At 46.0% G+C, this 25965-nt stretch carries 22 protein-coding genes; 14 read left to right on the top strand and 8 right to left on the bottom strand.

Translation table 11 applies throughout. From position 1 onward, the window contains the following. Nucleotides 1–19 precede the first annotated feature (19 nt). Entirely contained in the window at nucleotides 20–1327 is a 1308-nt protein-coding gene (locus tag AAW31_RS03425; RefSeq protein WP_046849167.1) for an aminopeptidase P N-terminal domain-containing protein, read from the top strand. Further along, nucleotides 1324–1662, top strand: a complete 339-nt coding sequence (locus tag AAW31_RS03420) for a SoxR reducing system RseC family protein (RefSeq protein WP_046849166.1) — start codon at nucleotides 1324–1326, stop codon at nucleotides 1660–1662. The genes AAW31_RS03425 and AAW31_RS03420 overlap by 4 nt, the downstream gene beginning before the upstream one ends. Before the next feature lie 216 nt (nucleotides 1663–1878). Here AAW31_RS03420 and AAW31_RS03415 read toward each other — a convergent pair whose 3' ends face one another. The 3 genes from AAW31_RS03415 to argH all read right to left on the bottom strand — a co-directional run bounded on the left by AAW31_RS03415 (nucleotide 1879) and on the right by argH (nucleotide 6000). Further along, complete coding sequence (locus AAW31_RS03415) at nucleotides 1879–3396, bottom strand: dynamin family protein (protein WP_046849165.1); 1518 nt, start codon at nucleotides 3394–3396, stop codon at nucleotides 1879–1881. Between the two features lie 279 nt (nucleotides 3397–3675). Continuing rightward, nucleotides 3676–4590, bottom strand: coding sequence for a fructosamine kinase family protein (locus AAW31_RS03410; RefSeq protein WP_235264483.1), 915 nt, complete (start codon nucleotides 4588–4590; stop codon nucleotides 3676–3678). Between the two features lie 3 nt (nucleotides 4591–4593). After that, nucleotides 4594–6000 (bottom strand): argininosuccinate lyase, encoded by a 1407-nt coding sequence (argH, locus tag AAW31_RS03405; RefSeq protein WP_046849163.1) that lies wholly within the window; start codon nucleotides 5998–6000, stop codon nucleotides 4594–4596. A gap of 502 nt (nucleotides 6001–6502) precedes the next feature. Here argH and AAW31_RS03400 point away from each other — a divergent pair. Then, nucleotides 6503–7171, top strand: coding sequence for a hypothetical protein (locus AAW31_RS03400; protein WP_046849162.1), 669 nt, complete (start codon nucleotides 6503–6505; stop codon nucleotides 7169–7171). Between the two features lie 52 nt (nucleotides 7172–7223). Here the strand turns inward: AAW31_RS03400 and murA are convergent, their stop codons facing one another. Further along, nucleotides 7224–8477 carry a UDP-N-acetylglucosamine 1-carboxyvinyltransferase gene (gene murA / locus AAW31_RS03395; protein WP_046849161.1) on the bottom strand — a complete coding sequence of 418 codons (1254 nt, stop codon included), beginning with the start codon at nucleotides 8475–8477 and terminating at the stop codon, nucleotides 7224–7226. A gap of 253 nt (nucleotides 8478–8730) precedes the next feature. On the opposite strand from murA, the gene AAW31_RS03390 reads away from it, so the two are divergent. The 7 genes from AAW31_RS03390 (at nucleotide 8731) to AAW31_RS03360 (ending at nucleotide 18074) form a co-directional block, all read left to right on the top strand. After that, nucleotides 8731–9120 (top strand): RidA family protein, encoded by a 390-nt coding sequence (locus AAW31_RS03390; protein ID WP_046849160.1) that lies wholly within the window; start codon nucleotides 8731–8733, stop codon nucleotides 9118–9120. A gap of 71 nt (nucleotides 9121–9191) precedes the next feature. After that, on the top strand, nucleotides 9192–11255 hold the full coding sequence (recG, locus tag AAW31_RS03385) for an ATP-dependent DNA helicase RecG (RefSeq protein WP_046851475.1): 2064 nt from the start codon (nucleotides 9192–9194) through the stop codon (nucleotides 11253–11255). A 228-nt stretch (nucleotides 11256–11483) separates the two neighbouring features. Beyond that, entirely contained in the window at nucleotides 11484–11663 is a 180-nt protein-coding gene (locus AAW31_RS03380; RefSeq protein ID WP_046849159.1) for a hypothetical protein, read from the top strand. 11 nt (nucleotides 11664–11674) lie between these two features. Beyond that, nucleotides 11675–13171 carry an efflux transporter outer membrane subunit gene (locus tag AAW31_RS03375; protein WP_235264482.1) on the top strand — a complete coding sequence of 499 codons (1497 nt, stop codon included), beginning with the start codon at nucleotides 11675–11677 and terminating at the stop codon, nucleotides 13169–13171. A gap of 111 nt (nucleotides 13172–13282) precedes the next feature. Beyond that, complete coding sequence (locus AAW31_RS03370; protein ID WP_309567454.1) at nucleotides 13283–14524, top strand: efflux RND transporter periplasmic adaptor subunit; 1242 nt, start codon at nucleotides 13283–13285, stop codon at nucleotides 14522–14524. Further along, nucleotides 14521–17715 (top strand): multidrug efflux RND transporter permease subunit, encoded by a 3195-nt coding sequence (locus AAW31_RS03365; RefSeq protein ID WP_046849158.1) that lies wholly within the window; start codon nucleotides 14521–14523, stop codon nucleotides 17713–17715. The genes AAW31_RS03370 and AAW31_RS03365 overlap by 4 nt, the downstream gene beginning before the upstream one ends. A 158-nt stretch (nucleotides 17716–17873) precedes the next feature. Further along, entirely contained in the window at nucleotides 17874–18074 is a 201-nt protein-coding gene (locus AAW31_RS03360) for a hypothetical protein (RefSeq protein WP_046849157.1), read from the top strand. A gap of 331 nt (nucleotides 18075–18405) precedes the next feature. Here AAW31_RS03360 and AAW31_RS03355 read toward each other — a convergent pair whose 3' ends face one another. Continuing rightward, nucleotides 18406–18624, bottom strand: a complete 219-nt coding sequence (locus AAW31_RS03355; RefSeq protein ID WP_082110328.1) for a hypothetical protein — start codon at nucleotides 18622–18624, stop codon at nucleotides 18406–18408. Nucleotides 18625–18915: 291 nt separating this feature from the next. Here AAW31_RS03355 and AAW31_RS18695 point away from each other — a divergent pair, with 291 nt between their 5' ends. Beyond that, the gene (locus AAW31_RS18695) at nucleotides 18916–20418 is read left to right on the top strand and encodes a class I SAM-dependent methyltransferase (RefSeq protein ID WP_052752051.1); all 1503 of its coding nucleotides are present in this window, start codon (nucleotides 18916–18918) and stop codon (nucleotides 20416–20418) included. 448 nt (nucleotides 20419–20866) lie between these two features. Here the strand turns inward: AAW31_RS18695 and AAW31_RS03345 are convergent, their stop codons facing one another. The 3 genes from AAW31_RS03345 to AAW31_RS03335 all read right to left on the bottom strand — a co-directional run bounded on the left by AAW31_RS03345 (nucleotide 20867) and on the right by AAW31_RS03335 (nucleotide 23259). Continuing rightward, the gene (locus AAW31_RS03345) at nucleotides 20867–21175 is read right to left on the bottom strand and encodes a c-type cytochrome (protein ID WP_046849155.1); all 309 of its coding nucleotides are present in this window, start codon (nucleotides 21173–21175) and stop codon (nucleotides 20867–20869) included. 289 nt (nucleotides 21176–21464) lie between these two features. Continuing rightward, nucleotides 21465–22331, bottom strand: a complete 867-nt coding sequence (locus AAW31_RS03340) for a metallophosphoesterase family protein (protein ID WP_052752050.1) — start codon at nucleotides 22329–22331, stop codon at nucleotides 21465–21467. Nucleotide 22332: 1 nt separating this feature from the next. Continuing rightward, nucleotides 22333–23259 carry a diacylglycerol/lipid kinase family protein gene (locus AAW31_RS03335; protein ID WP_052752049.1) on the bottom strand — a complete coding sequence of 309 codons (927 nt, stop codon included), beginning with the start codon at nucleotides 23257–23259 and terminating at the stop codon, nucleotides 22333–22335. 710 nt (nucleotides 23260–23969) lie between these two features. Between AAW31_RS03335 and AAW31_RS03330 the strand changes: the two genes are divergently transcribed. The 3 genes from AAW31_RS03330 to AAW31_RS03320 all read left to right on the top strand — a co-directional run bounded on the left by AAW31_RS03330 (nucleotide 23970) and on the right by AAW31_RS03320 (nucleotide 25906). Further along, nucleotides 23970–25067 carry a DUF4214 domain-containing protein gene (locus AAW31_RS03330; protein WP_046849154.1) on the top strand — a complete coding sequence of 366 codons (1098 nt, stop codon included), beginning with the start codon at nucleotides 23970–23972 and terminating at the stop codon, nucleotides 25065–25067. Between the two features lie 56 nt (nucleotides 25068–25123). Next, nucleotides 25124–25306, top strand: a complete 183-nt coding sequence (locus tag AAW31_RS03325) for a TMEM165/GDT1 family protein (protein ID WP_235264481.1) — start codon at nucleotides 25124–25126, stop codon at nucleotides 25304–25306. Nucleotides 25307–25444: 138 nt separating this feature from the next. After that, nucleotides 25445–25906, top strand: coding sequence for a sodium:proline symporter (locus AAW31_RS03320; RefSeq protein ID WP_052752048.1), 462 nt, complete (start codon nucleotides 25445–25447; stop codon nucleotides 25904–25906). Nucleotides 25907–25965 lie beyond the last annotated feature (59 nt).

Genomic DNA, 25965 nt, shown 5'->3' with positions numbered 1-25965 from the left:
TTGTAAAACTCAAGCCACTATGGATCAAATCAAAACTTTTCGCGAGCGGCGCTTACGCTTATTGTCACAGATGCAGCAGGGGGTTGCTATTATTGCAACTTCTCCTTTAAGACTCAGAAATCGTGATGCTTTTTATCCCTATCGTTTCGATAGCTATTTTTATTATTTAACTGGTTTCTATGAGCCTGAGGCTGTCTTAGTGGTTATATGCGAGAATAGTCAGGCAAAGGCAGAACAAATACTGTTCTGCCGGGAAAAAAATGAGGAACGTGAGATTTGGGATGGATTCCGCTATGGGCCCGATGCTGCGCGTGAAGCATTTGGTTTTGATGCAGCTTATCCCATCACCAAATTGGATGAATGGTTACCCAAATTACTTGAGAATCAGCCAACTATCTATGCCATGCTAGGGCAAGACGCGACATGGGATACACGCCTCATTAGCTGGATTAAACAGGTAAGAGAAAAGGTACGCGGAGGCGTATCAGCACCTCACGAAGTACGTGATATTTGTCATATTCTGGATGAAATGCGCTTGTTTAAAAGTGAGGAAGAGCTGTCGCTCATGCGCCATGCGGCAAAAATTTCTGCAGGAGCGCATTGTCGAGCGATGCAGAAGACACAACCTGGTATGTATGAATATGAGATCGAAGCCGAATTATTGCATGAGTTCCGTCGCCTGGGCTCGCAAGCGCCGGCGTACTCGCCTATCGTGGCAGGGGGCGCTAATGCCTGTGTGTTGCATTATATCGAAAATAAAGCACAATTACAGTCAGGTGATTTGCTGCTTATTGATGCAGGTTGTGAATTTAATGGTTATGCAGCCGATATCACTCGTACCTTCCCGGTAGATAGCAAATTTACACCGGTACAAAAAGATATTTATCAGCTCGTGCTTTCTGCTCAAATGGCAGCCATTGCGGTAGTCCAACCCGGGAATACCTGGGATATGCCTCATCAGGCTGCTTTACAAGTGCTTGCCCAGGGATTTATCGATCTGGGGCTATGCCAGGGGAGTGTGGACAGTGTGATTCAATCAGAAGATTATAAGCGCTTTTACATGCATCGCACCGGGCATTGGTTGGGGCTGGATGTGCATGATGCGGGTGAATATAAACAGAATGGTCAATGGCGCTGTTTATCACCGGGAATGACTTTGACGGTGGAACCAGGATGTTACATTCGTCCGGCGGATAATGTTCCGCAGCATTTCTGGAATATCGGGGTGCGTATCGAAGATGATGTAGCAGTGACAGCCGTTGGTCATGAAGTACTGACTATCGATGTGCCTAAAACGGTGGCAGAAATAGAGGAGTTAACACAATGAATGATAATCACAGAAAAATATTTATCCATAGGATAATTGATGATAAGCAGTCAGAGTCATCGACGAATCGATCTACCCCTGGTTCACCTTGGCAACGCTGGCTATTTTTCTTGGCGCTGATTCCTTTATTTATTGGTGCCATGTTGCTAGGGATGGTCTTTTTTTCAATCTTTTTTGCTTTAATCGTGATAGCGGCTGGAGCTATAGGCGTAAGGTTCTGGTGGCTGCGGCGCAAACTGCAAAAATCTGGAAAATTTGAGGAGAAAGAAAGATCGATTGACATCGAAGATGCTGAGATTATTGAAACTAAAACGAAAAAATCGGAATACAAATAGTTCGATTATAAAATCAAAAGGCTTGGCCGGTTTCTCCTTGTCATATTGCGCTATTGCGTCCTTTTGCGTCCTATTGGGTGATAGGGTTTGCTCTCTCTGCAATTTACTCAATCAACCCCCAGCGAGGCTGGGGGTGATGAGCAACCATTCTTTTAAAAGACAGGGTTAGTTTTTTTTCCATCAAGCAAGCGACTCTGTTTTGAGCACTTGCCCTGCTTATTCGACCCTGGTTTCAGGCGTAGTGACGCTTTCTGTTGCAGGTTTTTCTTCAGCTGCCACTGCAACTTCAACTTTACGACCAGAAGGGTTGGTAAATTGATCGTTCAATGACTGGATATAGTCATTGGCTTCGCTTCTCACTTCAGCAAGAATATTTTGATTTGAGCCATTCCAACCAGCAGGTTTTTGAAAACACATGGGGCGAAAACCCGCTGTACTCTTGAGGAATGCCTGAGTGTATTGCTTGCAGGCGGTATGATCATGACCAAATTTTCCTGGGAGTTTTTCTGCCATATTGTCTGCAACCTTACGGCGAATGGTGAAATGAATATAAGCCATAACCACAACTATTACGCCAAGACCAATCAGTGAGGAAGTGTCATAGGCCATAATATTTTCAGCAAATGTTTTCAATAGATTCCAGCTATCGGTTAACCAGAAAGCGACCCCACTTAGAATTAACAAGGTACCGAATACGATACTGTCAAACAAAATGACTCGTTTTTTCCACTTTTGGAGCATGCTGGTAAGTTTATGAATAATCTGGTTGCTGATGGTTTCAGCTGTCTGCTCAAGCATACCGGCTATACGGTAGGAGCGCTCTACTTCAATTTGCTGCATGCGCGTATTGATCTCCGCCATATCTTCTTCGCGTTTAGTCTCATAACGCTCCCGGATGAGGGGATCTTCAATCGGTGCAGCGGCTTCAGGATTATAAATTCGGTAAAACTTGCCAGCGAATAAACCGGCTTGTGCCAGCGAACGCTGCCAGGCAGAAACGACTTCTTCAGGATTGTCTTCTTTGGCAGTGACATCCATTTGGTTAAGGATATAAAGGAATTTATTGGAGTCAGCCCGGTTAATGGTGCCTGATACCAGATATGCCAATGTATCCTTCATGGCGCCTGGCTCGGGATGGCGTGCATCAAAGAATACGAGCACCAGATCGGATAAATCGATGATATGTTGCGTTAGACGTAACGTAGAGTTACGTTGGCTATCGGCATCAAACCCAGGAGAGTCAATCAGAATTTTGCCGCGGATCTTTTCAGAAGGACACGTTTTTAACTGAATGTAAGCATCAATACGCTGAGGTCCGGCTTCTGAAATCTCTTCAATACTTCGACTGATTTGATAAAAGGGGAAACGTGGATCAGCATCTAATGCTATCCCCGGTAACGTCTTGACTTCATTATCGCTACTATAACAAATCACCGTAAATTTATCGTCGACAGCTTGATTACCCGTGCGTTGCAAATGCATGTCCAGATAAGAATTGATAAAAGTGGATTTGCCGGCTGAGAATGTTCCCAGTACCGCAATCATCGGCCACCAGGTGACATGGGTTGCATAAGACTCGTTGCGATCGAGTAAACCGATATCCTGGGCGACACGATCTAATTTGCGAAAACTGTGAACTGCCTTAGCCAAGACCGGGTTATCAGGATGTTCTTCCGCAAGATGTTTTTCGAGGCTTTCCAGACGCTTATAAATATTTGTTGAGCTTTGTGCCATAGCAGTCCTTATTTGATTCGTTAAATAACAAAGAGTGTAATTGATTAATTATTATAGCGTTTAATCTGATTTTGATCTTATGAGCGCTTCTAAAAATTCAGAGTTCTAAGCAAGCAACAAAAAAGGTTAACGCAGCCTATCACGGATAGGTAAGGAAACTTTTTTTGTGAACAATGAATATTGTGACGAAATTTGAATTTTTAGAGGTACCCTTATTCTATTGTGTCTCTCATGCCTTTACAATCAAGTACAAAAATAGTGATGCTTCGTACCGACCCTTTATTTTATCTCAGCAAGCAATTTATCCATCATCTGCTCTGCCTGGCGCAGGTAACCACTTCCAAACAGATTCAGATGATTTAAAACATGGTAGAGATTATAAAGTGTTTTGCGCGTATGATAGCCCGCTTCAAGTGGATAAGCATCTTGATAGCTCGCATAGAACTGGGCCGGGAACCCTCCAAAAAGCTCAGTCATGGCAAGATCAGTTTCACGATCTCCATAATATACGGCGGGGTCGAATAATACCGGTCGTCCTGCCGCATCAAACGAGTAGTTGCCACTCCATAGATCACCATGCAACAAGCAAGCATTGATGCGCGTTCCCGTAAAGAATACATCGAGATCGGCCATAAGCCGCTCACCCTGAGTTTGTAGCCTGCCTTTATAGCCATTTATCTGAGCAAGCTGGAGTTGATATCCTAACCGGTGTTGACGCCAGAATGGGATCCATTCAGAAGAACGGTCGTTTTTCTGTAAAGTAGAGCCAATGGTATTATTACGAAACCAGCCGAACTGATCAGAGAAAGTGCGATGCATATTGGCGAGACCCACGCCTAATGCTTCTGCGTGTGGATTAGGTAAGTGTTTTAACTCCAGGTATTCTAGCACCAACCAGGCATGGACCTCATTACTACCCCAGCACTTGGGCTCAGGAACGCGCAAAGTGTGAGAATTATGTATTTCTTTAAGACCTGCTGCTTCTGCTTCAAACATCGGTAGCGTGCTTGCTTTGTTCAGTTTGACAAAATAGTGCTGCTCCCTGCCTTGAAGATGATAAGTCTCATTGATACATCCGCCGCCAATAGCATGGATCTTTTCTATAACAAAATGAGTATCTAAAGTGCTCTCAATCTGCTCGGCAATCTCTGGCCAGGGAGATTGAGAAGATAAATTATGGGTTGATCGCATCATGATTCAATGATTGGATAACTCTTTTCTCGCTTGCACAATTGCTGCACGTACCTGCGCTGGCGCTGTTCCGCCCGGATGATTGCGGCTGTTCATGGAGCCTTCGAGCGTTAAAAAGGAGAAAATATCTTGTTCGATGATCGATGAAAACTGTTTTAATTCAGACAGCGACAGTTCGCTTAAATCACAGCTTTTATTTTCAGCAAAACGAACTGCTTGAGCCACGATTTCATGGGCATCACGGAAGGGGAGACCTTTCTTGACCAGATAGTCTGCCAGATCGGTTGCGGTGGCGTAACCGCGCATGGCGGCCTGACGCATGACGTCCTGATTTATGGTTATGCCAGAGAGCATGTCCGTATAAATACGCAGTGTAGCGACCAGGGTATCGACCGTATCAAATAGTGGCTCTTTGTCTTCCTGATTATCTTTATTATAGGCAAGTGGCTGAGATTTCATCAATGTCAGCAATGCCACCAGATGACCATTAATACGCCCCGTTTTTCCCCGAACCAGTTCAGGTACATCAGGGTTTTTCTTTTGCGGCATGATGGATGAGCCTGTGCAGAAACGATCTGCCAGTTGAATAAAATTGAAGGCAGGACTCATCCAGATGATCAGTTCTTCAGAAAAGCGTGAAAGATGAGTCATGAGCAATGCTGCACAGGCACAAAATTCTATTGCGAAATCACGATCTGATACGGCATCGAGTGAGTTTAGGCAAATGCCCTCAAAACCAAGCAATTGTGCGACCATCTCACGGTCGATGGGATAGCTGGTTCCAGCTAGCGCTGCTGCCCCCAGAGGCAATTTATTGACACGCTTGCGACAGTCTAGAAGTCTTGCGATATCTCTGCCAAGCATTTCATAATAGGCCATTAGATGATGGCCAAATGAGACAGGTTGAGCCACCTGGAGATGAGTAAAACCAGGCATCACGGTCTCAATATGTTGTTCAGCCAAATCCAGGAGCGCCCGTTGCAGGGATTGGATTAGTTGGGTAATCTCATCAATCGAGGCCCGTAAATAAAGCCGGATATCAGTGGCTACCTGATCATTGCGGGAGCGGGCAGTATGTAATCTTTTCCCTGCATCCCCAATCAGTGCGGTCAGGCGTTTTTCGATATTAAGGTGGACATCTTCTAATTCGATTTGCCATTCAAAGCGGTTATTCCGAATTTCTTCAAGAATCTGGCTGAGTCCCTGCTCGATAGCAACCAGATCAATTGAGTTAATGATACCGACTGATGAAAGCATTTGAGCATGAGCCAGGGAGCCTTGTATATCGTATTCAGCTAATCGTTTATCGAAATTTATTGAGGCAGTATATCGCTGCACTAATTGAGTAACAGGTTCATTGAACCGTCCTGACCAGGTTTTGGCATTCATTTCCACTGCGGCTTTCTTCTCCATTTAGAATTGGTTTAATTGGATTTAATTGGTTTATTGAGTTGGTAAAGTTTTATGCTCAAGATTAACAGGCTGTTGAAAAACTATCTACCTTGCCGCTGCGGTATAAGAACAGCTTCATATGCTTATTTATCAGAAGTAAACCCCGCTTTTTCCGCTGTTTTGACCTGTCTGCCTCGAATAGGGTTTTCCACATCCTGTAAGGAGCAATAGTTTACTTCTGACAAGTGCTCTGAAATGGCTTGAAGTATGGTGGATTATCAATTCAAAAATAAACTCATTTCATGAATTCCATTTTTAAATCAAAAATAACGCGAAGGCGAGCCGCAGACAGTATAAATAATACGGCAAGGCGAAGCCGACAAAGTTAGTTTTGATTTAAAAATGGAATTACAACATCCTTTACCCATCCATACAAAATATTATGAACTTTTCTTTTCCTTCAATCCGGAATAGTGGATAATTGGAACTTTTCTTTCCTGTCACATCAACAAGGAGCTATTTCATGACAGATCAGTACAAACAAAATGAAGGTGATCAAAGCGGAAAAAGCAAACTCGAGTGGGCCAAACCCGCCTCCCTCATGAACATATTGAGCGAAAAATTTGCCCCAATTGCCAAAATTCAGCACATGCAATTACCCGCCTGGTCGCTTCTGGTTTTTCTGGGGATATTATTGCTGGTTATTGCATGGAAATATATTGCGGTCAGTCAAGCTGAATCCCGCGTGGACAGAGAACGTGTACAAATAACCCAGGATCTTGAAACAGAGCGTTCCATAATGATGAGAAGAGCACGTGAATATGCTGACAGTCAATATAACAAAGAAGAAGAACGTTTTGGTCAGGTTTTATCATGGGCAGTACGAGGCGAATTGATCCGCAATAATCTTGATCAGGTCAGTCAATATCTGAATGAGCTGGTTAAAATGAAAGATACGGAACGCGTTGTGTTGATCGGTGATGATGGCAAACTGCTTGTTTCAACAGATAAAAAACTGGAAGAAGCAGAAGGGAAAGATCTCTATCCTGCTGAAGTGCTGCAAAAACGTAAAATTACCATGCTGTCGGATGTGAATGGTAAGAAATTGCTGGTTGTACCAGTGATGGGGCTGAATTCCCGCTTGGCTACCGTGGTCGTTAGCTACAAGCAAGCTGCGCTAACTGGCAGCTAATTTTATTTCAGAGCCGTATACTCTAACCCCAGTAACTCATTACTGGGGTTTTTTAATTTATGCGTGCAATCCTGGCACCCAAGTGTACTAATTTTTGTTCAATGCGCTCATAGCCACGATCAAGATGATAAATTCGATCAATCACTGTTTCACCCTGCGCAACCAGTCCTGCTATCACCAGGCTGGCTGATGCGCGTAGATCAGTGGCCATAACATTCGCTCCATCAAGCTTAGGTATGCCATGCACAATGGCAGTGTTACCTTCTACCGTAATCTCGGCATTCATGCGCCTCAATTCTTGAACATGCATGAAACGGTTTTCAAAAATAGTCTCAGTAATGATAGCCGTGCCATTAGCTACACTGTTGAGTGTCATGAACTGGGCTTGCATATCGGTTGGGAAAGCAGGGTAGGGTGCCGTTCGCAAACTGACTGATTTGGGTGGTTTGTTCATCGTGAGATGAATCCAGTTTTCCTCTGAATTAATGATGGCCCCTGCCTCCTGCAATTTATCGATGACCGCATCCAGCATATCTGCTCGTGCGCCTTTCAGGTGGATTTCGCCGCTACTGGCAGTAACGGCGGTTAGGAAAGTGCCGGTTTCAATGCGATCAGGCATGACATCATGCATGCAACCATGCAATGCTTCGACCCCTTGAATAGTAATGACATCTGTTCCGGCACCCTCAATGTTTGCTCCCATTTTAATCAGGCACTGCGCTAGATCAATAATCTCGGGTTCACGTGCCGCATTTTCCAGTATCGTTAAGCCAGAAGCCAGGCAAGCTGCCATCATGAGATTTTCGGTGCCGGTCACAGTAACGATATCCATCACAATCCGTGTCCCAACTAATTTGGTAGCTTTGGCATGAATATAACCATGTTCAATCTTGATTTCTGCACCCATGGCCTGGAGACCTTTAATATGCTGGTCGACAGGGCGCAGGCCGATGGCACAGCCACCGGGCAGGGAAATGATGGCCTCCCCCTTATGAGCCAGTAATGGACCAAGTACCAGTATGGCGGCACGCATGGTTTTGACCATTTCATACGGTGCGGTTGGATTGGTAAGATGGGCCGCAGATAACTCCATTTCTGATGGATCGTTTGTTAAGATAGTGACGCCCATTTGTTTCAACAAGTTCATCATGGTCGTGACATCTTTGAGATCAGGGATATTTCTGAGTTTGAGTGTGTCATTTGTCAGCAATGAGGCACACAGCGCAGGTAATGCGGCATTTTTTGCACCGGAAATGCTTATTTCACCACAAAGTGGGTTGCCACCATGAATCACAAGTTTTTGCATGGATGTGTTTAAGTAATCAGAATAACGGTAATAAATAAGGATTTATTGAAAATTGACCCAGCGCTTAGCGCTTGTGAAAGAAAATCGTAGCAGGTGGCCAGGAATAAGGCGAACAAAACACAGCTATAAGAACACAGCTATGAGAGCAGAATCACAGCAGAACATACAACCGATTTTCTCATAAACTTTCTCACAAACTTTGAACGAGCGTCATTAACTGAAATTATATTATTTTAATAATCGAGGAGATAGAATGAATAAACAAATTATCCAGACGGCTGATGCCCCGCAAGCGATTGGTACTTATTCACAGGCGGTACGAGTGAGTGGAGGAGAAACGGTCTATCTTTCTGGTCAAATTGGGCTGGATCCAGCGACCATGCAAATGGTCGAAGGAATCGAATCACAAATCGTGCGCGTCATCCTCAATATGAAAGCTGTGGCCACAGCAAGCGGCGGCAGTCTGGGTGATATTGTCAAATTAAATGTTTATTTAACGGATCTCGCCCATTTTGCCAAGGTCAATGAAATCATGTCCCATCATTTCAGCCAGCCCTATCCTGCGCGAGCAGCGATTGGTGTAGCCTCGTTGCCACGGGGCGCACTGGTGGAAATGGATGCGGTAATGGTAATGTCTAAATAATCAGGCGATAGCTCAGTCATTCAGACAGGAAAATCACCACGAAAGGTAAACAAGCAACTCACTTGAACGCACTGAAAAACGATCACTTTTCTTCTCTCAATCCACAGCTGCAGCAAAAGCTTGTCAGGTTAGGTATTCGCAGTGAATTAGAGCTGATTCTGCATCTGCCTCTTCGCTATGAAGATGAGACAAGGCTTTATCCCATCAGGGATATTCCGGACGGTAAAACTGGCCAGGTACAGGTAGAGGGGGTTATTATCCATTGTGAGGTCATCACGCGTTCAAGGCGGCAGCTGGTGTGTCAGGTAAAGGATGCCAGCGGCATCCTTTTTATCCGCTTTCTTCACTTTTATCCCAGCCAGGTGAAAGCCTATTCGATAGGCGCCCGGGTAAGGGTATTAGGCGAAGCACGTACCGGCTTCTTTGGTGCAGAAATGGTTCATCCCAAGTGTCGCATCGTGCATGAAGAATCACCGCTTGCTGACACCTTGACTCCTGTTTATCCCATCACAGCGGGTGTTACTCAAACCGCTCTTGCCAAACTGATTCAGCAAGCGCTAAGTAGGGGCCATAGCAGAGAGTACATGGCAGAAACACTGCCGGAAGCCATATTGCAGCACTATCAGTTGTTAGGATTTAGAGAAAGTATTGCTCTTTTGCATCAGCCTCCCCCTGATATCACCATCGATTTACTGCAATCTCGCACTCATCCGGCCTGGCGTCGAATCAAGTTTGATGAGTTATTGGCGCAGCAATTATCCATGCGCATGCATTATCGTCAGCGGCGAAGTTACCGAGCGCCTGCTTTACAGGAGAGGAACCATTTAACCCACGTGTTGCTTGCAACGCTTGCTTTTGAGCTAACGGTTGCCCAGAAAAAAGTGCTGGCTGAAATCAAGAGCGATCTCTCTACGACCAGCCCCATGCAGCGCCTGTTGCAAGGTGATGTGGGCAGTGGCAAAACAATTGTGGCTGCACTGGCAGCGTTACAAGCCATCGAAAATGACTACCAGGTTGCCGTCATGGCGCCAACCGAGATTCTTGCGGAACAGCATTATCAAAAATTTTTGAGCTGGTTTGCCCCGCTCGGTGTCACCGTGGCCTGGTTATCCGGCAGCCAGAAAAAGAAACAGCGTGATCTTGAGCTGAACCAAATCGCTGCGGGTCACGCCATGCTGGTGGTGGGCACGCATGCCTTGTTTCAGGAGCAGGTCCGGTTTTTTCGATTGGGGTTGGTCATTGTTGATGAGCAACACCGATTCGGTGTCCATCAACGCTTGGCCTTGCGAGAGAAAGGGAGTGAACCCAACTGGCTGCCGCACCAATTGATGATGAGCGCAACCCCTATCCCGCGTACGCTTTCGATGAGCTATTACGCTGATCTGGATGTATCGGTCATTGATCAACTGCCGCCAGGCAGGTCACCGGTCGTTACCAAGCTGATCGATGAAAGCCGACGCAGTGAAGTGATTGCGCGTGTGCGGGAAGCCTGTCAGGCAGGTAAGCAGGCTTATTGGGTCTGCCCATTGATTGAAGAATCCGAGGCATTGCAACTTAAAACAGCCGTCGAAACCTATGAGTTTTTAAGCCAGACTTTTCCTGATTTAAAAATCAACCTGGTACACGGCCGGTTGAATGCACAGGATAAATCTGCCATCATGAGCGCATTCAGCCAGGGAGAGGTTCAGTTACTGGTTGCGACGACCGTGATAGAGGTCGGTGTGGATGTGCCGAATGCATGTTTGATGGTGATCGAGCATGCAGAGCGCATGGGGTTATCACAGCTTCACCAGCTGCGTGGTCGTATTGGTCGTGGCAGTGAAGCGGGAATATGTGTATTGCTATATCAGAAACCATTGTCCCAAATTGCGCGCGAACGGCTGCGTATCATCTTCGAGCATAGCGATGGGTTTGAAATTGCACGTCAGGATCTCAAACTGCGGGGCCCGGGAGAATTTCTGGGCACCCGCCAGAGTGGCATTCCGATGCTGCGCTTCGCTGATCTGCAGCAGGATATGGATTTATTGGAAGCAGCCAGGACCGTGGCTGAAACCTTGCTGCGTGACTACCCCGAAGCAGCCCAGCGTCATCTCCAGCGCTGGCTAGGGGATAAAAATGCGTATCTGCGGGTATAGCCCCAACCGGTGCAAAAGGTGCATCTCCTGTTCTTATATTGCTAGATCAAGTACAATCTGTCATGTTGAAAGCTAGATCAACCAATTACTTTCAAATACAATGGGTTATCATGAGCAGAGCCTTCATCCTGAAGAAACCGTGGTTGGACGGGGTGGAGCGTGTGGTGATCCAGGGACAAGGCAAATCGCGATCAGGCCTCAGCCGTCATTTTTTTTCAAGGAAGTACCATGCCAGACACATTTATCGAACCTTATCTGTTTTTCGGTGGAGGTTGTGAAGAGGCTCTCGATTTCTACCATATTACACTGGGCGCCCAGGTAGAGATACTGTTGTGCCATAAAGATAGCCCTGAACCCCTACCGCCTGGCCTGCTGCTGGATTCAAAGCATGCTTGTTTTAGAAGATAGTAACTGCTGCGATGATGAATTTTAAACGGGTGGATACCATCAGCATGGCCTTGGTTAGATTGATTAGATTCAGCCAAGGATTCCTGACACCCTGTCTATCAGGAATGAAATACTATGACTGCCAGAATAGCTGGTTTCGTATGGTGTGGTTGCTGCCGATTCTGTTGCTCGCATCCTGTGCCATGGGCCCTGATTATGCACGGCCTCGTATCGACATGGCTGATAATTTTCGTATGACGGAGACGGAGGGGCAGTCTATTGCCAATCTTTCCTGGTGGGAGCTTCTGCAGGATGAAGAACTCCGCCACCTGATCAATCAGGCTTTGCTGGAAAATAAAGACCTGAAACAAGCTGTGGCCAGTGTTGAGGAGCTTCAGGCCCGTCTAAATATTGCCCGCATGGATTTTCTACCGAAAATGGACGTGTCAGCCAATGCCCCAGTGGCTGGCAAGCTCGGTGGATTCGCTCCGCCCGGATTTCCGTCAGCTTTTAATTATTTTGGCCAGACCACCCTGAATTGGGAAGTGGATATCTGGGGCAGGATCCGTCGCTCCAATGAGGCTGCTCGTGCTGATCTCCTTGCGCGTGAGGAAAACCGGCGTGCTATCGTGCTAACATTAGTCGGCGCGGTGGCGCAAGCCTACTTTGACCTTTTGCAATTTGATATGCAATTGGATATTGCCAGGCGGGCATTGTCTTCGTGGGAAGAGTCAGTTAACATTTCCCGGGCACAGTTGCAACAAGGGGTCGTTTCCCGTCTCGATCTGGATCAGTTTGAGGCGGAGCGGGCTAATGCCGCTGCCCGGGTGGCAGAGCTTGATCGGTTAATGATTCAGAAAGAAAATGAACTCAGTGTGTTGCTGGGAAGAAATCCGATATCGATTGTACGTGGACGTTCTCTTACAGAGCAGCTGATACCGCCTGAAATACCGGCCGGCCTGCCTTCCGAGTTATTGCAACGACGCCCTGATATTCTTCAGGCAGAACAAACTTTAGCAGCGGCCACTGCCAGGATTGGAGTAGCCAAAGCGGAACGATTTCCCAAAATTTCATTAACAGGTTTCCTCGGTGTGGCCAGCCCGTCCTTGTCCAATTTATTGCTTTCGGATAGTAAGTTTGGCGTAGGTGGAATTGGGCTGGCAGGCCCGCTACTGAATGCACAAAGCCTGGGTTTTCAGCAACGCGCTGCAGAAGCGCAGGCAAAACAGGCCTTGGCACAATACGAGCAGACCATTCTGGTCGCGTTCAAAGAGGTAGAAGATGCCCTCGTAGCGATTCGCACCGCCAACGAACAGCGTAAGGCACAACAAGAGCAGGTCGAGGCGCTTCGCTCAGCTTTAAGTACCGCTGATCTTCGTTACCAAGGAGGTATTACCAGCTATGTTGATGTGCTTCTGGCCAAGCGCACGCTGTTCGATGCCGAATTCGCGCTCATGGCAAGCCACCGGCTTCACCTGGTGTCAGTGGTTCAACTTTACAAAGCGTTGGGTGGAGGATGGTTGCCGTGATGAGAGAAGGCTGTTTAAGCATTGAGGTTGAGTGTTCGCGGAAGCTGATTTTTTGAAGACCCTTACTTTAAATAAGAATAATTAAGAACTAAGAGAGTGGAGTCTGAGTCTATGTGCCAAATGATCCAAAGGTTAACTGTATTGATTGCTCGTACTGGACATGTCGTAACAGGCATGAGTGTCAGCTTATGCCTGCTTCTGCTTGCCGGCTGTGACGAGCAACCATCCACCGATTTATTACCGCCTGTTCCGCAGGTGGAAGTCATGACAGTGACGGCACGAACGATTGAGGATCAACCGGAATTCATCGGGCAAACTGAAGCCTTCCGTCCCGTGGAGATTCGATCGCAGGTCAGCGGCATTATTAAAAAGGTGTTTTTTACGGAAGGTCGAGATGTTAAAGAAGGGGACCGACTCTACCTGATTGATCCCGTGCCATTTAAAGCCATTTACCTTAGCAGCAAAGCGAAAGTAGCCGAGGCCCAGGCTCGGGTGACTCAGGCCAGGAATGATTTGGAGCGTGTGAAGCCGCTGCTAAAAAAACAGGCTGTCAGCAAAAAGGATGTTGATGATGCCGAGGCCGAGGTGCTGGCAGCCAGGGCTGCCCTGGAAGCTGCGCAGAATGATCTAATCAAAGCGAAATTCGATCTGGACAATACCCTGATTACAGCGCCTGTGAGTGGTCGCATCGGTCGAAGCAAATTCTACGAAGGGCGGTTGATCTCGGCCCAGACGACCTTACTGGCAACCATCGACCAGCTGGATCCCATGTATGTGAATGTAAGTGTTCCCGAAAGTTATCTGCTGCGCCGCCGTCGCGAACTAGCCGATCAAAAAATTCAGAGGCCTGATATTTTTCAATTAAGGGGCATAATGATTTTTTCTGATGGAAGTGTGTATCCGGAAGAAGGAGTGCTCGATTTTGCCGACATCGCTTTACGGCCTGAGACAGGTACGTTGCAAGGTCGATTCAAATTTCCCAATCCGGAAGGGAAAGAAGCGCCGGGACGCTCTTATTTTTTTCCTGGCCAGTTTGTCAAGATTCGCCTCAAGGGTTATATTCGAACGAATGCTATTCTCATCCCGCAGCGTGCTGTGCAGCAGGGAACAACCGGCTCATTTGTTTATGTGATTGACGAAGAAGAGAAAGCAGAGCTGCGGCCGGTCCAGGCTAGCACTTGGCATGGCGATGAATGGCTGATTGACTCCGGTCTGCATGTCGGCGAACGTGTGGTGGTAGGCGGGTTTCATCGTGTCCTGCCAGGAACGCGAGTAAATGCTGTTGAGATGCAGAACGAGAGTATTTCTGCTTCAACTCCTTCTGCAGATCACGTCACGTATAAAATGCCATGAGTTCACATTTTTTTATTGACCGGCCCATCTTTGCCTCGGTCCTCTCTATCATCATTGTGGTAGTCGGGTTGGTTGCTTTACAGTCGCTGCCGATTGCGCAGTTTCCTCAAATTACCCCTCCCATGGTGCAGATCGATGCGGATTATCCTGGTGCCAGCGCAGAGGTGGTGGCAGAAGCGGTAGCACGACCCATTGAAGTGCAGCTACCCGGCATCGATAATCTGCTTTATTACGAATCCACCAGCACGAATGATGGGCATATGACGTTGAAACTCACCTTCGAGATTGGCACGGATATCGATATTGCCCAGGTACAGACGCAGAACCGGCAACGTCTTGCCGAACCCCAGCTTCCTGCTGAAGTCATCCGCCAGGGGATCACCGTCAAAAAGACTTCACCTGATTTGTTAGCGGTCATTGCGTTGAGCTCGACTGATCCCAAGCATGACAATGTTTTTCTCTCAAACTATGCATTGCTGCGGATTATCGATAACATCAAGCGGCTTCCGGGTGTGGGAGATGCCACTATCTTCGGCGGGCAGAACTATTCCATGAGAATTATTCTCGACCCTATCCGTATGGCGCAGCTCAATCTGACTCCAACTGAAATTGCAGCTGTCGTGCGCGATCAGAATCGTGATTTTCCGGCTGGCAGAATAGGCCGTGAACCCTTACCTCAAGCAACCGAGCTAACTATTCCGGTCATTACACGTGGTCGCATGAGCGAGGTCAAGGAATTCGAGGACATGATTGTGCGTGCCTATCCGGATGGCTCCATGGTGCGGTTGAGCGATGTCGCGCGTGTAGAACTGGGAGCCCAATCCTATGATCTTGAGGGAAGATGGAATAGCAAACCCAATACCTTTCTTTTAACCTTTCTTTCTCCCGGAGCTAATGCACTCGATACCGTAAAACGGATACGTCAGGAAATGGATCGGCTGGCCAAAAGCTTTCCGGCAGGGGTGTCGTACGATATTCCGTATGACACAACCACATTTATCGATGTTTCCATCAAAGAGGTGGTAAAAACCCTGGTTGAAGCCACATTGCTGGTGATTCTGGTTGTTTTTATTTTTCTGCAAAGCTGGCGAGCGACCATCATTCCAACTGTCGCGGTTCCGATCTCGCTCATTGGCACACTGGCCGGGATGGCGGCTCTGGGGTTCTCAATCAATACGTTAACCCTTTTTGGTATGGTACTGGCGATCGGTATTGTAGTGGATGATGCCATTGTAGTGGTAGAGAATGTCGAGCGCCATATGACCCAAGGCGGATTGGCACCGCGCGAAGCGGCAAAAAAAGCCATGAAGGAGGTGACCGGGCCTGTGATTGCGATTGTGCTGGTACTGATTGCCGTATTTGTACCGGTGGGATTTCTGGGAGGTATTACCGGTGAATTGTATAAGCAGTTCGCCATTACCATTGCGCTTTCGGTGACCATTTCCGGCTTCGTGGCACTGACGCTCAGCCCTGCCTTATGTGCGCTGGTTCTTAAACCCAGTCATGGTGCGCCCGGGGGATTCTGGAAGCTATTCAACCGGCTGTTTGATTGGGTGCAGGTACGCTATACAGGCACTGTCGGGGCTATCATCAAGCGGTCGGTGATGTCCATGACCCTCTTTCTGGTCTTGCTATTCGTTATTCTGGGTTTGTTTAAGATCACCCCGGAGAGTTTCCTGCCGGAAGAAGATCAGGGTTATTTTATTACGGTTATCCAGTTGCCCGATGGGGCTTCACTGGCACGCACCACTGAGGTTTTGAATAAGGTAGAGGGATATTTCCAGTCGATTGCTGCCGTTCACTCAACCGATACGCTGGCTGGTCAGAATTTTGTGTTCAGTACACGCGGAACGAATCAGGCCACGATGTTCATCCCGTTGCATCATTGGGATACGCGCCCAAATGCCGAGGAGCAGGTGCCTGGTCTGATTGCAGGGGCTTTTGAGGAGTTTGCCAAAATCCCTGAAGCCTTAATCCTGGCATTTAATGCGCCTTCGATCAGCGGATTAGGCACCACTGGCGGTTTCACGGTTCAATTGCAGGACCCCAGCGGAGGTGATTTTGCCGAATTTGCAGCCACTGCTCAGGAATTTGTCACGCAGGCCATGGCACATCCCGCGATCGCGGTGGCTGGTACCAATTTCCGGGTCAGCTCGCCCCGGCTCTATGCCCAGGTAGACCGGGAGCGGGCTAAAGCATTGGGTGTGCCTATCTCTGAAGTATTCGATACCATGCAGGCTTATTTCGGCAATCTGTATATCAACGACTTTGTAAAATTTGGCCGTATTTACCGGGTACAAACCGAAGCCCTACCTGAATATCGCTCCAGCCCGGATGATATCAGCAAAATCTATGTGCGCGCTCGCAGTGATGATACGCAGTCAATGATTCCGCTCGATTCGGTGGTGACCACTGAGTTCAGCAGCGGGCCAGACCCGGTGACTCATTTCAACGGCTTCAATTCAGCCCTCGTACTCGGAAGCGCTGCACCCGGCTATAGCTCAGGACAAGCACTGGAAGCATTGGAGCAAGTAGCCCATGAAATCCTGGAGCCGAAAGGCTACACACTCGATTGGAGCGGCATCTCCTTCCAGGAGCGTAAGGTCGGCGGGCAAGCCGTGCTGGTATTTTTATTCGCCTTGCTCATGGTTTTCCTGGTGCTGGCGGCCTTATATGAAAGCTGGTCCATTCCGTTTGCAGTTATTCTGGCGATCCCCTTTGGTGTCCTGGGAGCCCTGCTGGCTATCTGGACGCGTGACCTAAGTAACGATATCTATTTCCAGATCGGACTCATCACCCTGATTGGGCTTGCCGCCAAGAATGCGATTCTAATCGTCGAGTTTGCCAATCAACGCTATGCAGCAGGTGAACCTTTAGTCGAAGCTGCGCTTGAAGCGGCACGTCTTCGATTCCGGCCTATTATCATGACCTCCATGGCTTTTATCCTGGGTGTGTTTCCACTGGTGATTGCCTCTGGCGCGGGTGCTGCGAGCCGGCATTCCATCGGAACGGGCGTGTTCGGCGGCATGCTGGCCGCTACCTTTCTTGCCATCTTTTTTGTACCGCTCTTTTTTGTGGTGATTAGTAAGATGGCTTACCGTACAAAGCATTCCCCGCCTGCGACCAGCCAAGCTGAAACAGATCAGGTTGAAACACGAGATGCTCCTACTTCAGAAGAAAAATCTGAATAAGGATTGATATCTGATTCCATTTCCAAATCAAAAATGACACGAAGGCGAGCCGCAGACAGTATAAATAATACGGCAAGGTGAAGCCGACAAAGTCAATTTTGATTTAGAGATGGGATGACTTATATTTCCTGACCAAATATGACGCATAGGCGAAGTTGATGAAAATGGCTTTGCACATGATGCGCCGCGCACGCACGGTTATGCACCTGCTGGCCAGAGATGTCATGGCACGCATGACTGGCATGCGCAAGGTGTGTCAACGCGATCGGCGCGCCCTGATCGGAAAGCGATTGCTCACCGTCAGCCTGTTTGCAGTCAATATCAGCGCTGATGTGATTTCCTATAACTGGACAACCTAAAAGAAAGTTAAGTTCTGACATGTATAAATCGGACTCAGGCAACCCGATCAATTCTTGAATCATTATAGTAGATTTCATCAGGTGTAAGACTGTCAAGGCTTTGATGAAATCGTTCTTGATTGTACCATTTCAACTATGTGGATAAATTCTGCTTTATCTCCTTCAGATTATTAAATTTTGGGGTATATAAAAGCTCATACTTAACTGTTCGCCAAAGTTGTTCAACAAAAATGTTGTCATAGTAGCACCCCTTGCCATTTCAATTATTGGTATTGACGAACCTGACTAAGACTCCCATGGGGTGCAATCATCTCTTTGCGTTTTGTAAGACTTAATGATTGAGCTTTCTCACTAAAAAATCGCGTTCTACCGTCAATTGCCCAATAACCCGGTGCAGGTCATCTGTTGTAGGTTGCTCCTTATTAGCGGCAGTATTATTTTTAGAAAATAGCTCGGCAGCTTGCTCAATGAGTTGCCGTTTCCAGGTATTGATCTGCGTGGGATGTACCTTATAACGCGCTGCTAATTGGGGGAGACGTTTTATCACCACGTATCGCCGCCAGCGCCAGTATATTGTATGCGCTTTTTACTCATTGTCATTAAGCTCCTTTTTAATTCTGCCAGAGCTTAACAACCTGTACAGTTTTTGGGTACCACTTCAGTTTCACATTGACGATTGCTAAAGCACATCGGCAACATTCCATTGGTAGATTTGGAAAGGGCATGTTATCGTTTGAAAGAAGAGCCAGACATTGCAGTTTGACTCAAATTATAGATTCTCTGGAAGACTCGGAGTAGTTCCAGGAATTTAAGCTTGAAGCTAACCATTGAGAATTTCTAAATGACTAAACTTTTAATTTCTACAAACACTATCCCAGAAGAATGGGATGAGACTACTTATCTTTGCAACAATCCTGATGTTGTTAAAGCTATACAACTAGGCATATTCAGCTCCGGTTATGATCATTTTAAGAAACATGGTTACTACGAGAAACGAAGTGCTGCTTCATATACACAAAATGTTGTTAGCCAGAAATTTCATTTTATTGAAGATTATCGAAACTTAGTAAGAAATTTAATGGAGCAGTATCCACTGGATGAGGCTATGTCACGTGCTATCGGGGGAAACTTTGTTGCATGGGGTCAAATCGAAAGACAATTGCTCATTCACTTTGGTCTGTTGCCAAATCATACACTTATTGATATCGGCTGTGGTTCGGGGCGTTTGGCAAAAGCTATGATTCCTTATTTAAAAAATGGAACATATTTAGGAACCGATATTGTTGATGAGTTGCTCGATTACGCAAAAAAAGATTGCCCTTTTAATTGGCAATTTCAGAATGTTGAGAATATCTCTATTCCTTACCCCAGTAAATGTGCAGACTTTTGTGTTTTCTTCTCAGTATTTACGCATTTACTTCCCGAAGAAATCTACTGTTATTTAATTGAAGCTCAAAGGGTTATCAAAGATGATGGCATGATAATTTTTTCATTCTTGGAATATTCCCAAAATTGGGATGTTTTCGAAGCTACTTACTCTAATATTCTTTCTGGTAAATCTAATGTTCATTTGAATACATTTATTGGCCGCGATGCCATCGAATGCTGGGCAGATCGGTTAGGTTTGTCAATCGAGTCAATTACTGCAGGAAATAAGCCATTTATCTTATTACCTCAGCCAGTTAGTCTTGATGATGGTAGAGTAATTGAAGGGTTACAAGCATTTGGTCAGTCTGTGTGTGCACTGAAAAAATCCTCGGCAGCTACGTTCCCCAAAGCTATTTCTCCTATAGCTACTCCTCCTAAATTTACTTCTCCTGAAGTAACGAAAGTACCAGCAATACCGGCCAGTCTGTCAGAACAACTGCGCATAATAGGTAATGCTCAAGATACCGCTTTTCTTTACGTTTTTGAAAGTTGTGAGGCATCAACCATTCAGGAAGATATGGTCTATTTAAGTCATGTCGGCAAGAATGGCGAAGCTGGCTATATTACTCTTGCAAATGGTAACCCTAAAGCTGTATCCAGTGGGGCAACGGGTGGTTACAGTATCCGCCTTCCTCATCAAATCGAAACTGCTGCCAGCGGTCATCGTATCACTGTCAGTGTCATTGCCCGTGCTGCCAGTAGAGATCAATCGAGCTTTGCTGTAGCCTACTCAACCAATGAGGTTGGTAATTCCGGCTGGCGCTGGTTCAATGCAGGGCCAGAATGGTCAATTTATACCATGGAGTACAATGTGCCCGTCATGAAAGAAGGCCGTGGCGATTTTGTAGGCGTTTTACCTGACAGGGAAGGTAATCCAGGTACCGAATTTTATTGTTTGGCTATAACTATCTCCTGAGAAGATTATTTGCTATTACCTGGCGTGCAATCTGGGCCCGTGCCGCATCACCATAAACAATATTCAGCCGGGTCGGTGGATACTGAAATGAACCCGAACAGGTCAATTTGCCGAGATGCTGAAAAAGTAATGACCCTGCCGTGCTATTATGCCAAGCCGATGAAATCGCGCTGATGGTTGCCTATCTTGCCAGCCCTGAGTCCGGTTTTGTGATCGAACATAAATGGGCTCAGACCAAACCGTTGAGATGCTTTTCAAATCTTATATATTTTGCTCATTCTTAACTGGTTAAGCTATAGCTTCTTTCGCAGAAGAGCATCTCTCCGGACCACTGCAAAGTGGGAGATTTCGAAAAGCCTTTGTGGTGATGGTTGTGCCTGGAGCACTGGGCTTAACCTGACTATTTCATCAGATGGAGCTAGTGGAATAGTCAGGCTAAACAATGAGTTTACTTGGTTCTGCTGTTGGTGAGAACGTATTCAGCCAAACGATCTGCTGGCTCACCCTGGATGTTAGGGAAGGCAGTCATGCCCATACTGCCTGTTTGTACTTTTTTGATGATGGCGTCTTTATTTGCCATGGCAGGGTCCAGCACCAACACACTCCCATCCGTATTGGGTTTGTGGCATTTAGTACAGTTCATGCTGAATATCTCCTCACCACTGGCGGTCGCCGCGGGTGTGTAATTATCAGTCTTGGTACAACCCATCAAACTTGCCAATCCTATGGTTGCTAAGAGTAAAGTTATTTTTTTCATGGTTAGGCTCCGACTCCTTCCTCAAAATAATTAATTCGAAAGATACGCTGTAATCGAGTAAAGGTGAACATTACCTGTTGGCATTCATGCTGGTCAAGGAGAATATTATTTTTTAATAACTAGTTCCCTACGGTTTTAGGGTTGAAGATACTTTATTAACCATACTTCATCCCACCAGCACGCTACCAGCCTGCCACGTTTGTCTTGTTGGTTAAACAGCGTTTTCCCTATTTGGATGGCATCTTTTTCACGAGATGGGTTCCTCCGCAATACTGTACCCTATCCTTAATCATTGCCTAGGGTGTTCGGTCAGATTCCCCGCCCAAGAAGATGGCTCGCGATTCCAACTTAAGTTGGGATCGCGGCTAAAACGGTGGGTTTCTTTGGGGCTAAAATGAAACCATAAGTCCATGTCAAAACGGGTTAACGTAATGCTGGGAATCAGATCCGTATTGATTTCAATCAAATTAAAAGAATTTGGAGCTCCAGCTCGAGTTCGCGATGAAAGACAAGTACCCGCCACAGAAAGAATCATTTTCCGCTGAATATGAGGATAGCGATCCTCAGATAAGCTGACATAGGGATCATGAATATGACCGGAAACAATCATATCTACCTTATGGCGCTCAAAAAGAGCAATAGCATGATTACGACTCTTAAGTAAATTTTTGTCATCAACATGTTTAGCGCAGTCCATAGGGTGATGAAATGCGACGATGCGTACTTTACAGTAAGAATAATTTTCCTGAAACTGCTTTTCAAGGTAGGAATTTTGAAAGTCACCTTGTATGTGCCGCCAACGGCTGGTTGAATTTAAGCATGTGATACAGAGGTCCTCCAAAACAATATGTTGTTCCAGTTTTTGTTTAAAGATGTTTTTATATCCTTTGTAGGGATGAAAAATGCGCGCATAAATATTTCCGAGAGATATATCGTGATTGCCAGGCACGGCAATTACAGCCGCTGGTCCAAGCTGATCAACGAAATCTTTGGCGGCTTTAAATTGATTAGCCCGTGCTCGTTGAGTGATATCACCTGTCAGAAGAATTAAGGTTGGTTGAATTTTCTTTAAAATGTTAAGTAACCCATCTACCACATCTAGACGTGTTGTCCCGAAATGAGGATCGGAAAGATGAGCTATTCGTAATAAACTCATTTTAAAGCTCACCAGTCAATGATGTGTCGGCCGGTAAAACCATGTTGAGAGCTCCCGGCAGAGCATTGATATGAAGAGGTGAATTCATACTCATGATTTCCCCATCCAAGGCAACCAAATTTGATGGCTTACGTGTATGAATAGTTAGAGAGTCAACGCAGAAGGATTCGAGGTTTTCTTCATTTTCCAGCGTTTTAAATATTCCTCTAAAAATAATTCTGATAATTTCAGATTTAGTAACCGGTTTCACCATGACAGCCGCTAAAAGATTAACCTTCATACAATGAGCCACATTCAGGGCAAGGTTGCGTAGTTGCAGGGCATTATTACCAATAAAAATCGTAGGGGTATATACCGTAGCAAGCTTATCTCCGGTATGCAAATCTACTTTAAGTAAGCGGTGTTTACTAAAAAAACTAAGGATCGTGGAAATAATAACGACTAATTGATATCGACCAAAACGGCTGGTACTACGTTCGCGATCTTTAATCGCTTTAGCATAGACACCTAAGCTAGCATTAATCAAGAACACTTGCTCATTTATTAAACCTAATCTGACTGGCCGAGGCAGCCCTGTCAGTGCCAGGCGGAATGCCGCCAGATGATCTTCAGGAATATGATGGGCACGTGCGAAGAAATTAAAAGTTCCGCAAGGCACAATGGCAAAGCGTATATTTTTTCCATACGCTGCTTGTGCAACACTACGTATTGTCCCATCACCGCCAGCAGCTATCACAACATCGGAAGTATCCAATGCCTGTTCTACAGCAGTTTGGCTTTTTTGTTCAAGCTCCTCAGGATTATGTATGATATACTCGACAAGCTCATAATTAAGCTCCTCGCAGATGTTTTTAAACTCTTGAGCTAATGTTGAGCCTTTGCCAACTCCTGATTTTGCGTTAATGATAAGATGGGCACGCGGTCTCATAAGTAATTAAAAGATTAATTTAATAACTAATACGAGTAACTATCGTATATTCGAGTTCCAGCTATTTTTAATATCATCCATTCTGACCGAAAAATCAGAAAATTATTTGTGTCGCATTGTTTTAATCCATTTTACTAAATCAAAACTGACTTTGTCGGCTTCATCTTGCTGTATTATTTATACTGTCTGCGGTTCACCTTCGCGTCATTTTTGATGTAAGAATGGATTAACATCAATCAGTTAAAAATACTAAATCTATTCAAAACGCCAGTTATGCAGGGGTCTCTGTTCTGACACGCAGGTAATAGAGAGAGAATGCTCGGCAAGAACAGAAATTAATAAAATATACGCATCGGATAAACGCCGAATTTTCTTTGTATAGAATATAAGACCTCTATTCATCAAATTGTTCACATCAATTGAAAACTTTTGAAAATGAAGTTTCGTTACAACGGAGTTTTGTTAAAACGAAATTCCGTTAAAACGAAGGCTCACTAAAAAATCGCAGCAAATGATCAGAAGCAAAGTAGACGTAACGCAGAAACGACCAAACAAACTTTTAACGCAGTCACATGCCAAGAAAACGGGCAAAGAACAAGCACCGCCCGATACGGCTTTCCGGATTGTGCAATAGATTTATTTCCAATCTTTCCCAATCCCTAAGAAAGCGCAATAAAATTTTACACTATTCAATAATTTAGGAGGACTCTATGTCATTTCACCTATATCGCATCAACGAACTTTATTCGAATTCAGACGGTTCTATTCAATTTATAGAAATGTCAGTGGGTGATTTTAATGCAGAATCATTCTGGAACAATCAGAGTATTTCTGTGACGCAAGGTAGCACAACCAACACTTTCAGCTTTCCTGCCGATCTTCCTAATACCTCTACTGCCAATACGAGCGTACTGATCGCAACACAAGGCTTCGCTAATCTGGGCGTTGCCACGCCAGATTTCATTATTCCTGATGGATTTTTGTTTACCAATGGTAGCGCAACTGTCAATTTTGCCGATGTCGACGCGGTCACTTACAATGCGCTACCACTCGATGGCACGAACTCAATCGACCGCGATGGTGCCATCGCAGTTAACTCACCTAAAAATTTTGCGGGAGAAGCTGGCACAATTGCGGGAGAAGCTGGAACCGTTCAAAGTAATACAATAGTAGGGACCGATGGCGCGGACACGCTTACTGGCACTGACGGGAACGATTTTTTAAACGGTCTTGGCGGAGATGATTCTCTGGATGGTGGAGCCGGTGCGGATACTGCGGTCTACAGCGGCAACAGCTCGGCATTTGACATCAATGCAACTGCATCCGGCTTCAGTGTGAGCGGACCGGAAGGTAATGACACGCTCGTCAACATGGAACGGTTCGATTTCCAGGATAAAAATCTGGCATTTGATCTTGCTCAGGGCCAAGCTGCTGGTAATACGGTGCGCCTCATTGGAGCGGCCTTTGACACACAGAACATTACCCCTGAATTCGTGGCTACCGGCTTACAGCTATTTGATAGTGGCCGATCGATGCTGGAAGTCAGTCAGTTAGCCATCGATACCCCGCAGTTCGCTTCGCTAGCCGGTTCGTCCAGCAATGCCGATTTCGTTAACCTGGTTTACCAAAACGTAGTCGGTGCACCGCCTTCAGCAGAGGAGCGAGATTTCTATGTTGGTTTGTTGCAAGGTGATGGCGGCTCCATGACTCAGGCTGAGCTGTTGGTGTTAGCGGCCAACTCCGCTGTGAATGAGACCAATATCAATCTCGTTGGCTTAAGCCAAAGCGGAGTTGAGTACGCCGGCTAAAGTAGCTGATATCCTGCTTGAGCTACTGATGGAGTGACCCAAAAATATTTTTTAAAATGGACTACAAATTATTGTTCACTGTTTTTACTGCTGTGTTTATTGCTGAATTAGGGGATAAGACTCAATTAGCCACGATGCTATTTGCGGCAGATAAGGACGTAAGCAAAATAACCATATTTTTCGGCGCTTCATTGGCACTGATATTGACTTCGGCCATTGGGGTGTTGCTTGGCGGGTAATTGCCCAGTATATCAGTGCCAAACATCTGCACTATCTTGCCGGGGTAGGATTTATCGGCATTGGGATATGGACATTGTTGAAAGCTTAACCCTGAAATTTGTTAGATAGACATAAATCGGTCTGATTATCTCTTGATAATGAATCCGCCAGCAAAATTCCTGACAGCTGCGCTTTATGCCGGGGTGGCTGCGTCAGTATTATCAACTGTCGCTCAAATCCTGCTGTGGGGGTTATTCTGGGATGCGCTGCCTACGATTTTATATCGCGATGCACGTTTTGCTGCTGCGATCATTCTGGGGCAGAAAGTGTTGCTCCCACCGGCAACCCTGGATTGGCAGGTGATGCTGATCGCGACAGGAATCCACCTTGTCTTATCAATTATCTATGCGATCGCACTGTCCTGGTTGATTCGTCCGCTCGCCTTAAAAGCTTCGTTGATTGTGGGTGGCTTATTTGGTGTGGGCTTATTTATCGTAAATATGTATGGTTTTGTCCATATTTTTCCGTGGTTTGTAGAAACGCGGGACTGGATTACGGTAGCTGCCCATATCGTGTTTGGTTTTTCTGCTGCTGCGGTGTATAAGTTATTAGCCAGGTAATACCATTTCTAAATCAAAAATGACACGAAGGCGAACCGCGGACAGTATAAATAATACGG

This window comes from Nitrosomonas communis (assembly GCF_001007935.1).
Taxonomy (GTDB): domain Bacteria; phylum Pseudomonadota; class Gammaproteobacteria; order Burkholderiales; family Nitrosomonadaceae; genus Nitrosomonas; species Nitrosomonas communis.
Note: the sequence above shows the minus strand (reverse complement) of the source record. Positions and strands in the feature narration are given on the sequence as shown.